13 protein-coding genes and 1 pseudogene are annotated in these 13396 nt (G+C 31.7%); 9 read left to right on the plus strand and 5 right to left on the minus strand.

The genetic code is table 11. The features are described 5' to 3' along the window. Positions 1-261 precede the first annotated feature (261 nt). From QO200_RS15495 to QO200_RS15525, 7 genes and pseudogenes are all read left to right on the plus strand, one after another. Positions 262-720 carry a redoxin domain-containing protein gene (locus QO200_RS15495; RefSeq protein WP_371541768.1) on the plus strand — a complete coding sequence of 153 codons (459 nt, stop codon included), beginning with the start codon at positions 262-264 and terminating at the stop codon, positions 718-720. 11 nt (positions 721-731) lie between these two features. Then, a complete protein-coding gene (locus QO200_RS15500; protein WP_371541771.1) occupies positions 732-1247 on the plus strand; it encodes a DsbA family protein in 516 nt (171 codons plus the stop codon). 100 nt (positions 1248-1347) lie between these two features. Next, a complete protein-coding gene (locus tag QO200_RS15505) occupies positions 1348-1824 on the plus strand; it encodes a Dps family protein (RefSeq protein ID WP_371541774.1) in 477 nt (158 codons plus the stop codon). Positions 1825-2028: 204 nt separating this feature from the next. After that, the gene (locus tag QO200_RS15510; protein ID WP_371541777.1) at positions 2029-2199 is read left to right on the plus strand and encodes a hypothetical protein; all 171 of its coding nucleotides are present in this window, start codon (positions 2029-2031) and stop codon (positions 2197-2199) included. Positions 2200-2404: 205 nt separating this feature from the next. Further along, complete coding sequence (locus tag QO200_RS15515; protein WP_371541780.1) at positions 2405-3301, plus strand: 3-hydroxyacyl-CoA dehydrogenase; 897 nt, start codon at positions 2405-2407, stop codon at positions 3299-3301. A 96-nt stretch (positions 3302-3397) separates the two neighbouring features. After that, positions 3398-3652, plus strand: a pseudogene (locus QO200_RS15520) (nitroreductase family protein); the annotation flags it as partial. A gap of 106 nt (positions 3653-3758) precedes the next feature. Continuing rightward, positions 3759-4523, plus strand: a complete 765-nt coding sequence (locus QO200_RS15525; protein WP_371541783.1) for an exodeoxyribonuclease III — start codon at positions 3759-3761, stop codon at positions 4521-4523. 189 nt (positions 4524-4712) lie between these two features. Here the strand turns inward: QO200_RS15525 and QO200_RS15530 are convergent, their stop codons facing one another. Together QO200_RS15530 and QO200_RS15535 are read right to left on the minus strand one after the other, a co-directional pair. Next, the gene (locus QO200_RS15530; RefSeq protein WP_371541786.1) at positions 4713-4898 is read right to left on the minus strand and encodes a hypothetical protein; all 186 of its coding nucleotides are present in this window, start codon (positions 4896-4898) and stop codon (positions 4713-4715) included. Positions 4899-5101: 203 nt separating this feature from the next. Continuing rightward, positions 5102-5875, minus strand: coding sequence for an RNA polymerase sigma factor (locus QO200_RS15535; RefSeq protein ID WP_371541789.1), 774 nt, complete (start codon positions 5873-5875; stop codon positions 5102-5104). 276 nt (positions 5876-6151) lie between these two features. Between QO200_RS15535 and ligD the strand changes: the two genes are divergently transcribed. Beyond that, entirely contained in the window at positions 6152-7057 is a 906-nt protein-coding gene (ligD, locus tag QO200_RS15540; protein ID WP_371541792.1) for a non-homologous end-joining DNA ligase, read from the plus strand. Positions 7058-7218: 161 nt separating this feature from the next. Here the strand turns inward: ligD and QO200_RS15545 are convergent, their stop codons facing one another. From QO200_RS15545 to QO200_RS15555, 3 genes are read right to left on the minus strand one after another with little or no spacing between them, the layout of a single operon-like run. After that, positions 7219-8289, minus strand: a complete 1071-nt coding sequence (locus tag QO200_RS15545) for a response regulator (protein WP_371541795.1) — start codon at positions 8287-8289, stop codon at positions 7219-7221. Between the two features lies 1 nt (position 8290). Beyond that, positions 8291-11056 (minus strand): PAS domain S-box protein, encoded by a 2766-nt coding sequence (locus QO200_RS15550; protein WP_371541797.1) that lies wholly within the window; start codon positions 11054-11056, stop codon positions 8291-8293. Next, positions 11049-12116 (minus strand): mechanosensitive ion channel family protein, encoded by a 1068-nt coding sequence (locus QO200_RS15555; protein WP_371541800.1) that lies wholly within the window; start codon positions 12114-12116, stop codon positions 11049-11051. Before QO200_RS15555 ends, QO200_RS15550 begins: the two co-directional genes overlap by 8 nt. A 338-nt stretch (positions 12117-12454) precedes the next feature. On the opposite strand from QO200_RS15555, the gene QO200_RS15560 reads away from it, so the two are divergent. Further along, complete coding sequence (locus QO200_RS15560) at positions 12455-13372, plus strand: bestrophin family protein (protein WP_371541803.1); 918 nt, start codon at positions 12455-12457, stop codon at positions 13370-13372. The last annotated feature ends 24 nt before the right edge of the window (positions 13373-13396 follow it).

Raw genomic sequence — 13396 nt, forward strand, 5'->3', positions numbered from 1 at the left:
AAAAGGAGCAAAAAACTATAGTTTTCTACTCCTTTTTATTAACAATTAATTCCTAAAAAGACTTTTTCAGTGCCCTCCTATTTTGGGCAGTTGTTTTTTTATCGTCAACAATTTGCGGTAAATATATGGAAATGTAGTAACATAAACTTAAAATTCCATAACTATCAAACGGTCTATAATGCTTATATTTAAGTAAGATTTTTAAAGAAACAAATTAAAAATTAATTTGTTTCTAATGTTTAATTTAAATAATAAAATAATATGTTACAGAAAAAAGATACCGCACCCGATTTCACGTTATACGCTTCACCCGACAAAGAAATATCATTATCTGATATGAAAGGTAAAAATGTAATCCTTGCATTTTATCCTGCAGATTGGAGTCCGGTTTGTAGCGACCAAATGGCTTTATACAATGAAACGCTTAAATATTTCAAAAAACAAGATGCCGAAATATTAGGTATATCAGTAGATAGTAAATGGTGTCATAAGGCTTTTGCCGAATCCCGTAATTTACACTTCCCATTATTAGCCGACTTTGAACCTAAAGGTGCAATTTCAAAGGTATATGGGGTTTATGATGAAGCCGAAGGTCAGTCTAAACGAGCTTTATTTGTGATCAATAAAGAAGGTGTTATCGAATGGAGCTATGTTTCTCCAAATGAAGTAAATCCTGGTGCCGATGGTATTTTAGAAGCATTGGAAAATATGAATAAATAAAAAAAAAAGAAATGAGTTTACATCCAGAAATTAATAAAAAAGACCACATCAAAGGAGATTCAAATGCTAATTTAGAAATTGTAGAATTTGGTGATTTTCAATGTGGTCATTGTGGTGCAGCACATCCAGTAGTAGAAAAAATAACAAAAGAATTTGGAGGCCAAGTTAAATTTGTATTCCGTAATTTTCCTTTATCAGAAATGCATGCACATGCTCTCGATGCTGCCAGAGCCGCAGAAGCTGCTGCAATACAAGGAAAATATTGGGAGATGCACAATAGTATTTTTGAAAACCAAGAGTATTTACAATCGAATGACTTTATTGTGCATGCCGAAAAACTAGGACTAGATATTGAAAAATTCAAAGATGATATGCAACTAACTAGTGTAGCAGAAAAGATAGATAATGACTTTGAAAGCGGTATTCGAAGCGGAGTAAATGGTACGCCTTCCTTTTTCGTTAACGGAAATAAATTTGACGGAGATGCTTCTAATTTGTTAGAATTAATTCAAAATAATATTCAATAAGATCTTTCTGTTAAAAAATAGTTTTGATAGTGACCTAGGTCATTTTAATTGTTTTTATACTTCGATACCTTCGTAAAATCATTAATTTAAAACTAAAAAAATGAAAACACCTAATATTGGAATTTCAGCAGAAAACAGACAACTAATAGCAGACCAATTATCAAAAATAGTAGCAGACGAATTCATACTTTATTCAAAAACGCTTAATTTTCATTGGAATATTGAAGGCCCTGATTTTCATTCAGTGCACTTATACTTAGAAACGTTGTATCAAGAGCAACAAGAAACTGTTGATACTGCAGCCGAAAAAATACGCGCTATAGGTCATTATGTACCCGCTACTTTAAGTAAATATTTAGAATTAACACATCTTACAGAACAAACAAAGGGAAAGAACGATAGTCAAAGTATATTCACTGAATTGTTAGAAGACCACGAAAGTATAATTGTTTTTATTAGAGAAGAAATACAACCCATTGCGGAGAAAATGAAAGCTGATGGTATTAGTGATTATATTACAGGATTGATGGAACAACACGAGAAAACTGCTTGGATGTTGCGTTCACATTTAAAATAAAATAGTGCTTTAAGCATATCTAATAAGCTAATTTAAAAACCCAAGCAGTATCAATTCTGTTTGGGTTTTTAATTATTTAGGATAGTTAGCTTTTCAAATTAGTGTTGTATTAACTGGGAGTTTGAAAAAAAAGGGCCGTTAAAAAAGCCGTTATAATCTAACAAGTGTAAAATAGGAGTAAACAATATTACATTAAAAAATATAGTGAATGCTGCCGATATTAATACAAAAGATATTACCGTAAAAGCTTATGAACACACCATAAAATTGACGGTTAAAGTACATTTATTGAAAGAAAAAGAGAATGCAATAAGAACAGCTTTATATGCACCAGGAGTATATAATCTTGAAAAGGAGTTAGAAGTTGAATATTAACTTTTGTCTAAAAAAAGATAAAAGAAGTCAATATGAACGTATTCTTATAGAAACTACCGTAATTCAAAAAAATGGATTAAGGAAATTTTGTGTAATGACCTAGGTCAGTCATTAGTGAGTTTTTCTGTAGTAGTTTTGTGTCAGCAGGCAAAAATAGGAGTCCTGCTTTAGAAAAAGAATATAAGAAATAATTAAAACTATAGAAATGAACTATAAAAATATTACAGTAGCTGGAAGTGGCGTTTTAGGGTATCAAATTGCGTTTCAAACTGCGTTTCATGGCTTTCATGTAACCGTATATGACATCAATGATGCTGTTTTGGAAAAAGCAAAAGAAAAATTTAAAAGCTTGAGTGAAGCTTATAAAAAAGATTTAATGGCTACAAAAGAGCAATTAGATAAAACCTTTCAAAACCTTAGTTACAATTCTGATTTAGCAGTTGCTGTTGCAAATGCCGACTTAGTAATTGAAGCTGTACCCGAAAACCCAAAAATAAAAATAGATTTTTACAATAAATTAGCAAAAGTAGCTCCTGAAAAAACTGTTTTTGCGACAAACTCTTCGACACTTTTACCGAGTGAATTTGCTGAAGCAACAGGAAGACCTTCAAAATTTTTAGCATTGCATTTTGCAAATACGATTTGGATTCATAACACGGCAGAAATCATGGGACATGCTACTACAGACCCCAAAGTTTTTAAAGACGTAGTTAGTTTTGCCAAAGCTATTGGGATGTTGGCTTTACCACTACACAAAGAACAGCCGGGATACATCCTCAACTCTTTATTAGTCCCCTTGTTAAGTGCTGCGACAAACTTGTTAGTAAATGAAGTTGCTGATCCAGAAACGATAGATAAAACTTGGATGAAAGCTACTGGAGCTCCACTAGGACCTTTTGCAATTCTTGATGTTGTAGGGATTACAACAGCTTATAATATTAATATAATTGCTGAAGAGAAAAATCAAGATGAATTAAAAATTAAAACAGTAAAATACTTAAAAGAGAATTTTATTGATAAAAATAAATTAGGTGTTGCAACTGGCGAAGGGTTTTATAAATATCCTAATCCAGCTTATAAAGATCCTGATTTCTTAAAATAGATTGTAACTGATTATATAGGTTATGTCATTTAATTATTGAGCTTTTCCTGAAAAAGGATTCCGCCGTTAAGGAGTTGTTGTTTGTGTTGATTTGCCTTTAACTATGTGGCCAGACAAGCATATATCGCTTTTGGGCGTGCTGTAGTTGCTGCAGCTTTTGAAGGTGTTGACAGCACACTTATGGAAGGTTTTGATCCAGATTCTTTAGACAAGATTTGAGGATTGAGAGAAAAAGGACTTCGAAGCTGCGTATTATTGGCCTTAGGATATCGGGATGTAGAAAACGATTGGCTGGTTAATCTAAAAGAAGTTCGGAAAAGTACGGAGGATTTGGCTACTTTTATCGATTGATAGTCTTACAATAATGGTAGAATTAAATTAGAGTGGTTCAAAGGCAATTTGTTTTTTACTAGGAGTTGATTAACTAGCGGATTAACTAATTTTTAAACTTAAGTATATGAGAATTATTTCTTGGAATATAAATGGCATAAGGGCTATTGTGAAAAAAGATTTTTTTGAATCAATCGAAGCAATGAATCCTGATATCCTGTGTTTACAGGAAACAAAAGCTCAGGATAGTGAAGTTGAAAAGGCCTTATTACCACTGAAAAGTTATAATCATAATTATAATTCAGGAACTAAAAAAGGTTATTCAGGAACAGCAGAATTAAGTAAAACAAAGCCTATATCATTTACTAACGATATGAACTTTTTAGAACACGATGCTGAAGGAAGAATACAGTGCGCTGAATATGTAGACTTCTATTTGGTAAACGTTTATGTTCCTAACTCTGGACAACAATTAGATCGTTTAGACTATAGAAAAAAATGGGATATCGATTTTCTCCATTACTTAAAAGAGTTAGAGAACACTAAACCTGTTATTGTTTGTGGTGATTTTAATGTAGCTCATAAAGCAATTGATTTAAAAAATGATAAAGCAAATTACAATAAAACAGCGGGTTATACTCAAATTGAAATCGATGGAATGGATAATTTTATCAATGCAGGGTTTGTAGATTCTTTTAGATATTTTCATCCCAATGATATTGCATATACCTTCTGGAGCTATCGTTTTAAGGCAAGGGAGCGTAATACGGGTTGGAGAATTGATTATTTTTTAGTTAGTAGTTCTTTGGTTGATAAAATAAAATCTGTGGAAATATTGCCTCAATATCATGGGTCAGATCATTGCCCAATTAGTATGGAAATTATTTTTTAGTGTGATCAAATTACTCACCGTCGCGCGTTGAGGTACTCTTTTAAAAACATCTATTTGAAATGCGCTTACGGTAGATAAATTTGAATCTGCGTTCATCAATACTAGCCCATAGCCTAATTTCGATAATTTATAGTCCTGAATTATTTCCCTGTTGATTGCGCTATAAACTGGCTTAAAATGTTTTTGAACCTAGATTCCTGAAGCATTTGCAACCTTAACAGCCGTTGCAAAAGCATTTGCAATTTGATCTGGTGATAATCCCTTGTCTAGTAGGTCACTGGCAAAATACGTCATATTTATGGTGTAGTAAAAATTCATAAAATTATGAATGTTATTATTTACTTTGTATCCTTTTTCAAATAGTATTAGTTCCATATTTATAGTTTCTAAAATAAGATGTAATCACGTCATTTTTATTAATGTCTATTTTAAAAAAGTAGGCTTTTTGTTCTAATTCCGGTGTTAGTTGTTTAAAAATTAGCTAAACAGTATGTATAAAAGTCTCAGGAAAACAACTGGTTTTTATTCAATCAAATGTTTGCTACTTCGTGTTATAATTTTATTCTCAGTACAAGTGTCTAATTATCATAAGAATATCGGTTCAATAAACTTACTTGTATTATTTTTTTTGCTTCATTCAAAAGTTGTTCAACTTCCTCAAGCGTATTATTTCTTATTTGGGCAATTTCTTCCAGCTCTAGTTGTTGACTACTAAACAACTCAAAAACATTTCGCATCGAGTAAGGTAAATTGTGTAGTACCATTGCTATGTGTTTTTGAATTTCTTCGGCACTTATGTCTTTATCAATTTTTTCAATCAATGCCTTTTGATTATCTTCTATAAAAACGTGGTTTAAAGTATAATCATTGTGGTTGTAAGACATATCATCTAGTTCTTCAATCATTAGTAAATCTCCACCACCGTCTGTACTATAATTTTCCTGCATTTCATCCCATTCAGGTTTGGAATAATCATCAATATTTTTAAAGAAAAATTCATCAAACTCTTCTTCTACGATAATATCATCTAGCAATTCATTAGTTTTCTTGAATAACCAGAGATAAAAATCTTTTTCATGCTTAACGTCCTCTATGTTATCATAGATTGTAATAAAAAGTTGGTCTATAATATCATCTGCTTTGAATTTATTTTTCGAAAAATGTCCTTTTTTAATTGCTGTGTTCAGTTGTCCAGTGACATACTTTTTTATTTCAGGCATTATTTTCAACACCAATGCATTAAAATTGGGCTCATCACCTTCATTTTTTAGTTGAATAAGATCCTGAAAACTATTGCTTACGAATAAACGGAACTCTTTTTTGTTATGAGAATGTGAAATATTTGTTTGCATAAGACGATTGTTTTAATAAGTTAAGTATAAAGGTGCAAACTTGCTAGTACAGATAAAATGACGTAGGTCAGTCTATAAAAATAGAGCAACTGACTTACATCATTTAATTTGCTTTATAATCGAAGTATATTTGAATAAAATGTTTGTCATGTGGCTGAAAAACATGGTTTTAAAAAACAATATAGAAGTAGTATAGTTGTTGAAAATAATTTCTTTAGTCCATTAAAATTGAACCAAAAGGAGAATATATTCCCTTAGACCTTAAAACAGAATCGTATGAAAACACAGCGTCATAATATCCAAATTACGCATAAGGAAAAAATTTTATTTCCTGAGTCTGGAATAACGAAAAATGATTTAATTGTTTATTATGAAAAAATAGCTGATCACTTACTTCCCTTTTTAAAAAACCGCCCTTTAACAATGCAACGTTTTCCAAAAGGAATCGAAGAAGAAGGGTTTTTCCAAAAAAATGTACCTCTATTCTTTCCTGATTGGATAAAAAAAGAAGAGATTAGAAAGGTTGGTGGCTGGTTAAATCAAGTAATTTGTGATACTAATGAAACACTACTTTATTTAGTAAATCAATATGTTATTACCTTTCATACCTCATCGAGTACAATAGATAACATTGAATATCCAGATAAACTTATTTTTGATCTAGATTCTCCAAAAGAAAATTTCGAATTGGCTATCGTAGGAGCTAAGGCTTTAAGAGAACTATTAGAAAATAATTTGGGATTTAAGGCCTTTTTAATGACTACGGGGTCTAGAGGATTACACGTTATTGTTCCTTTAAAACAAAAAGAAGACTTTAATCAAGTACACGCTTTTGCTAAAGTAATATCAAATTATATTGCTAGTCATAACCCAGATACATTTACAACTACAATTCGTAAAGATAAACGGGAAGGATGTCTATATATTGACTATCTGCGAAATTCTTACGGCCAAACAAGTGTTGCGCCATATTCAGTAAGAGCTATCGAAAAAGCGCCGGTAGCTACCCCTATATTTTGGAGTGAATTAGAGGATGATAATTTAAATGCACAGCTTTGGAACATCAATAATATTTTTAAAAGACTCGAGACAAAAGATGATCCTTGGAAAGATTTTCATGTTTCTGGAGCAAGCATTAAAAATGCTAAAGCTTTGATGGAACAAAAGTTAAGTTCGAAATAATTGATTGAAATATTTCGAACTTTCTTAGTTAAATAAATAGTGTTCTAGTAATTATTAAGATAGAAAAGCGTATATCATTAGCTATGATGGTTTTATGCTTCTTCGCAATTGAATTATAGAAATTGAATTTAACTGATTTAAGTACTTTAAAAAGTGAATTGCTAGTGATTATTTGCAATTTGTCCTAACCTATTTTTGTCTAATATCACCAGTTTTCTGTTTGTTTCAACACTAATTAATCCTTCGTTTTTAAATTCTGTCAACATTCTAATGGCTGTTTCTGTAGCAGTCCCAATAAGTCCGGCAAAATCTTCTCTGGGAATGATAATTCCCGTATGGTTGTCATCTTTCATCATTCCTTTTTTGTCTAGTTCTAAAAGTGCTTTGGCAGTTCGTTTTCTTACAGTTGCAAATGCCATATCGACCAGTTGCTCTTGCAGTTCAATGATGTTATTAGATATCATACCAAAAAACTTATTTGAGACATCTCTATTTCCATATAGCAGTTTAGTAAATTCTTCTTTTGGAATCGATAAAATCTCTGCATCTTCTAATACACTGGCTGTTTCTACATAAGTTCCAGTTTTAGCAAGCAGGGATAGCTGACCTATAAAATCTCCGGGGCCATATAAACCCATAACAAATTCTTTTCCTGACTCTGTAGATCGGTATGTTTTTACATTACCTGTTTTAATAAAATATAATTGAAGCGCAGTACTTCCTTCTCTAAATATTTCCTCCTTGTTTTTATATTTTTTAAGAGTATGTTCTTTAGATAGCTCTTCAAGATTTAGATACTCTGATGCTTCATTTAGGAATTCACTAATGCCGTCAATATTGTTAGAAAACTCCTTTGTTATAAATTCCTTTTTCTTTAAGCGACATTCTATTGCGTCTAATAAATCTTCCTCTTCAAAAGGTTTAATTAAATAATCATCGGCACCTAAATTCATGCCCTTTCTTATATCGGCCTTTTCAGATTTTGCTGTGAGATAAATAAAAGGAATATTTGCTGTCTTTGGGTTTATACTTAGACATTCATACACCCCGTAACCATCTAATTCCGGCATCATAATATCGCAAATAATAATATCTGGAAGATGTTCGATTGCTTTTTCAATCCCTATTTTACCATTTTCAGCAGTAATGACATTGTAATTTTCCAGTTCAAGAATATCGGCTGTATTTTCTCTTACGTCTTGATTATCTTCAATTAAAAGTATTTTCTTCATTTTATTTTTTATTTAAAGGAAACTCAATAAAAAAAGTAGTGCCCTCATTTAATTGACTCTTAAAACTAATAGTACCACCCATTAATTCTGTGTACTGTTTCACAATGTTTAGTCCTAAACCAGTTCCTTGAATATTTGCAGCATTATTAGCACGATAAAACCGCTGAAACATATTGTTTTGATCTTCGGTAGGAATTCCAATACCTTGATCTTTTATTTCTATATATACAAGTTGATGATTAGCTTCTATCGTAATAATTATTTCTTTATTATCTTCTGAATATTTTATTGCGTTCGATAATAAATTATATATGATATGTTTAAGAAGTTTTAAATCTAAAAACACTTCAATTATTAAATGGTCACATTTTAATGTGATTATTTGGCCATTTTTTTTGATTCCATCTATTTCGTCAATTAATGATTTTGAGAAATCCACTAAATTGAATACTTGTGGTTCGGCAATTATTTTTCCTTCTTGCAGTTTACTCAGAGAAAGGAAATCATTAAGTATCACTACTAGGTTTTTAACATTTGACCTTATTTTAGAAACATAATTTAATCTTTTTTCCTCTTTACCGGCTTCATTTTGCTTTTCAATTAATATAGCAGAAGAAAGAATAGCACTCAAAGGTGTCCTAAATTCATGCGACGCCATCGAAATGAAACGTGATTTTAATTCGCTCAATTCCTGCTCTTTTTTTAAGGTATTAAACATTTCAAACTCAGCCTTCTTTTGCAAGGTGACGTTATTAAAGATTAATAAAACTTGCTCAATTTTTTCGTCCTTATTCGATAAAGGGGTAGTGTTGACTAGATAATGCTTGTCTTTATGTTCAATTTCAAAAGAGATATGTTCTCCTTTGAGCGTTTTTTTGATGTTCTCTTTAACTTTTGCCTTAATATAATCTGTAACTCCAACAACGTCATCAACTCTGGTTTCTTTATCGGCTAAATTTTTGAAGCCCAACGCGACTAATTCTTCTCCTGCAATAAATACGATCTTAAATTTTGAGTCAATTACAGTAATAAATCCCCGTGGAAAATTATGAGAGACATTATCAAGCAATTGCTTACTTCTCAAAACTTTGGTTTCGGCCTCCTTGGTTTCATGTATTTGATTCTGAAGACTTACATTAGATTCCGTTAATTTTTGTACGACAGTTGTAAGTTCTTTAGTTCGCTCTTTTACTTTTTCTTTTAACTCTATAGTGTAATCGCGTAATTTTTCTTCGCTCTCTTTTAATTTGTCTTCTGCTTTCTTCTGCTTCGCAATGCTATTAGTTACCCCAATAATTCTTTCCGAATTTCCGTCTGTATCTTTAAAAACTTTTCCTTTTTCATGAAGCCAATGTACTGATAAATCAGGATGTACTATTCTATATTCTATATTATAACTGCTACTATTTTTTATTGCTTCGGCTATGGTTGACTCTACAATGTCCCTGTCTTCAGGATAAATTTTCTGTAAAAAATCTAAGTAGCTAACAGTATGTTCTTCTGGCTTAAAGCCAAACAAATAATTTTGATATGAATCCCTCACAAAACTATTTGTATGTAAATTCCGGTACCAGGAGCCAAATTCACCCGCTTCCAAGGTCAGTATTAATCTTTGTTCGTTTTCGAGGATGCTTTTTTCTGTAATTTTACTTTCGGTGATATCGCGTACAATGCATAGAAAATTACTCTCATCTGTTTGAACTATTCGTGATTCTAAATGTTTCAACTCACCCATAATGGTAAGTGAATATTCTACGATTTGATTTTTTTTAGTTTTTTCGCAATTAGCAAAACCCATTCTTATTTTATCGCAAACATTTTTTGGAAGTAGCTTATCAATATTTTGACCTATGTGCTCGCTGTAAGCTGCTACCAGCTGAAAATCATTTGGAGCATTAACTTCAAGATGATTTCCGTATTTGTCATAAAGAATCACTAAGTCTGGTAAAGCCTCTAGTATAGCCTGGGTTTTTTCTTTACTGCTTTCTAGTTTTAATTCAATATTTTGATGCTTAGTAATATCTTGAATGGTGCCATACATTTCTTTTGCACTGCCTTCTTCATCATAAACTGTTTTTCCTTTTGCGAGGATATATCTTGTAGTACCATCTGGCCTAACGATCCTTTTCTTGTATTTATAGCTCGTTTTATTTATTATACCTTCGTATATCGTTTTGGCAACATTTTCTCTGTCTTCTGTATGAATAAAATTTCTTACGGTTTCTTTATTTAGCCGCTCATCTCCTGGTGGAAGGCCATAGATTCTATAGAATTCGTCTGACCAACTTCTCTCGTTAGTTTGTAAGTTCCAATACCAGTTTGCAACATGCGCAATTTGCTGGGCTTCTGCCATTCTGCTTTCGCTAACTACTAATGCCTGTTTTGCAGACATACGCTGCGTAATGTCAATTATAAAAGCAATTACCACTTGTTTATTGTCTATTTCAGTGGGACTTAAGCTTATTTCCAACTGAAATTGCGAGTCATCTTTTTTTAATCCCCATAAATCTAAATCGTGTCCCATACGTCTAGCCTTGGGTTTTGTAGAATAATTGGCTCTATGGGATTTGTGATTATTTTTAAATTTAGCTGGAATAAGACTTTCAACTTCTTTTTGAATTAATTCATTTCTTTTGTAACCAAACATTTGCTCGCTAGCAGGATTTGCTTTAATAATTAAACCATTTTCATCAATTACTAAAATTCCTTCTACTGAAGACTGGAAAATACTTTTAAAAAGGATGTCATCTTTTGGATTATCAATCATTTTTACTATTTTTAAATTCGTCCACTTTCCTTAATTTTGGTAGAGAATCAGGATAATTTTCTTGTATAAAGCCTATAAGCTGTTCTCTTATCTCACAGCGCATATTCCAAACATCTGTAGCATTTTTAGCACTAAAGGTGGCCCGTAATTCAATGGTTCGATCATCACTGTTTGTAACTAATAATTCACCTACTTTATTATCCCATAACAGATTATCTTTTAAAAGTGATAGTAATTTTGTTCTCAATATCGCAACAGGAAAGGTATAATCCACATGCAGAAAAACACTGCCAATTAATTCTCTAGAACTAAAGATCCAGTTTACAAATGAGTTATCGCTAAAGAAATTTAGGGGTAAAACGAGACGTCTCCAATCCCAAGTTTTAATGACCACATAGGTTAGAGTTATATCTTCAACAACGCCAAATTCTCCTTGTATAACAACTTCATCATCTATTTTAATAGGCTGGGTAAAAGCTATTTGAAAACCAGTTATTAGATTAGCAATCGATTTTTGAGCAGCGACACCTGCTATAATACCTATAACGCCGGCTGAAGTTAGAATAGTGGTACCTAGCTTTCTTGCCGCTGGAATATTCCATAAGATTACTGCAATAGCAATAGTGATAATGATAATAATGGAAAAACTCTTCAAAAAGCGCAGTTGCGTCAAAACCTTTCTCTCTTTTGCCTGATGGTATCCATCAATAGTAAACTTTTCTTTAACAACTTCTTCTGAAGCATTTAATAATGTAATTATGACCCAAGAGAAATTGATGATAATTAAATTTTCAACCATCTTTTGCCAAAATGTATTTAATTCAATAACGCTAAAAGAACTGTAGATAAATAGAAGAGGAAGTAAAAATTTAGTAGGTTTTCTTAAATGTTTTATCAGTTGCGATTTTAAAACGGTTGGATTTTTTCGAGTAGAAAACTTAATAAACCAAAATAGTCCCCATCGCAAGAGAAGGCCCAATAAAATACAACCTAAGATTACTATACTATAAGTAATGATAGGCTCTAAATGGATTGATGTTTTTATTTCATTGAAATTCATATATTTAACAAAAATACATTAACAATTGGTTATTTAAAATGATTTTTATCATATAGTTTTTTAATTCGAAGAAAATTTAGGTCGGACTTTATAGAAGTACTCTACGTATGTACTTTATTCCTTTTGATAAATTTGTTCAATACTGTAAAGCTAATCAGGAATTTAATCGAAAGGGTCGGGGAGGTTAAGGAAACTATTGCGACAGATTGTCCAGGAAACTTTCCAAGAGACTGCGGATTTTCCTAGTTTAAATTTTTGTAATTAAAAGAGGAATAAATTTATAACAAATCAATAGTAAAATTAGTATCTGAGATGGTATTAATTACTAAATTTACGCTATGATTATAAAGAAAAAAACAAACTGGTTCGGAATGCTGTTTGAATGGAACGGTTCAGTTCTTCCTCAATTATTACCACGCTTATTTATACTTTTCCTATACACGATTGCTATTGTATATTTTAGAGATTCTTTACTCGAATACCATCTTTACATTAACCCAGCAATTTTTACTCTTTTTGGAATTGCATTAGCGATTTTCCTAGGATTTAGAAACACGGTTAGTTACGATCGATTTTGGGAAGGGCGAAAGCTTTGGGGAGCTCTTTTAAATGATACCCGCTCACTTGCTCGTCAATCCCATACGCTTGTAGACGGAGTAGATTATCAAAAACAGCGGACTCATTTCATACTGATGCTTACGGCCCTTGTTCATGCTTTAAAACATCAGTTAAGACAAACGAATCCTGATACTGATATGGAACGTCTATTAGCAAGTTCTTATACTCAAAAATTACAAACAGCTGTTTTTAAACCCATTGTTATTTTAAAAGAGTTGGGACTATGGGTAAATAAAGCAAAAAGTGATGGGAAATTAGACAGTATAACACAGGTTGCTTTTGATGAAAATCTTAATAAATTGTCGGACATTATAGGAGGTTGTGAAAGGATTGCCAGCACTCCCATACCTTATACCTACAGTATTTTATTGCATCGTACAGTATATATCTATTGTTTTTTACTTCCTTTTGGTTTTGGGGAAAGTATGTTGTGGACTTTGCCTTTTGTAATTGTCTTTATTGCTTATACTTTTGTGGCTCTTGAAGCAATTGCAGATGAGTTAGAAGATCCATTTGGTATTGAGCCCAATGATTTAGCCTTAGATGCTATGTCTGCAATGATCGAGAATACCCTGTCAGAGATTGATAACAAACATATTGAACCTATTGAAAAATCTAAATACTACTATATCACTTAGGTTTCACAGCATAAAATAGAAGTA

The sequence above is a fragment of the Flavobacterium sp. Arc3 genome (assembly GCF_041431375.1).
Classification (GTDB): Bacteria; Bacteroidota; Bacteroidia; order Flavobacteriales; family Flavobacteriaceae; genus Flavobacterium.

Bases quoted from the DNA above. Each gene is read 5' to 3' on its own strand.
- QO200_RS15495 (WP_371541768.1), top strand. From the start codon at position 262: ATGTTACAGAAAAAAGATACCGCACCCGATTTCACGTTATACGCTTCA.
- QO200_RS15500 (WP_371541771.1), top strand. From the start codon at position 732: ATGAGTTTACATCCAGAAATTAATAAAAAAGACCACATCAAAGGAGAT.
- QO200_RS15505 (WP_371541774.1), top strand. From the start codon at position 1,348: ATGAAAACACCTAATATTGGAATTTCAGCAGAAAACAGACAACTAATA.
- QO200_RS15515 (WP_371541780.1), top strand. From the start codon at position 2,405: ATGAACTATAAAAATATTACAGTAGCTGGAAGTGGCGTTTTAGGGTAT.
- QO200_RS15525 (WP_371541783.1), top strand. From the start codon at position 3,759: ATGAGAATTATTTCTTGGAATATAAATGGCATAAGGGCTATTGTGAAA.
- QO200_RS15530 (WP_371541786.1), bottom strand. From the start codon at position 4,898: ATGGAACTAATACTATTTGAAAAAGGATACAAAGTAAATAATAACATT.
- QO200_RS15535 (WP_371541789.1), bottom strand. From the start codon at position 5,875: ATGCAAACAAATATTTCACATTCTCATAACAAAAAAGAGTTCCGTTTA.
- ligD (WP_371541792.1), top strand. From the start codon at position 6,152: ATGAAAACACAGCGTCATAATATCCAAATTACGCATAAGGAAAAAATT.
- QO200_RS15545 (WP_371541795.1), bottom strand. From the start codon at position 8,289: ATGAAGAAAATACTTTTAATTGAAGATAATCAAGACGTAAGAGAAAAT.
- QO200_RS15550 (WP_371541797.1), bottom strand. From the start codon at position 11,056: ATGATTGATAATCCAAAAGATGACATCCTTTTTAAAAGTATTTTCCAG.
- QO200_RS15555 (WP_371541800.1), bottom strand. From the start codon at position 12,116: ATGAATTTCAATGAAATAAAAACATCAATCCATTTAGAGCCTATCATT.
- QO200_RS15560 (WP_371541803.1), top strand. From the start codon at position 12,455: ATGATTATAAAGAAAAAAACAAACTGGTTCGGAATGCTGTTTGAATGG.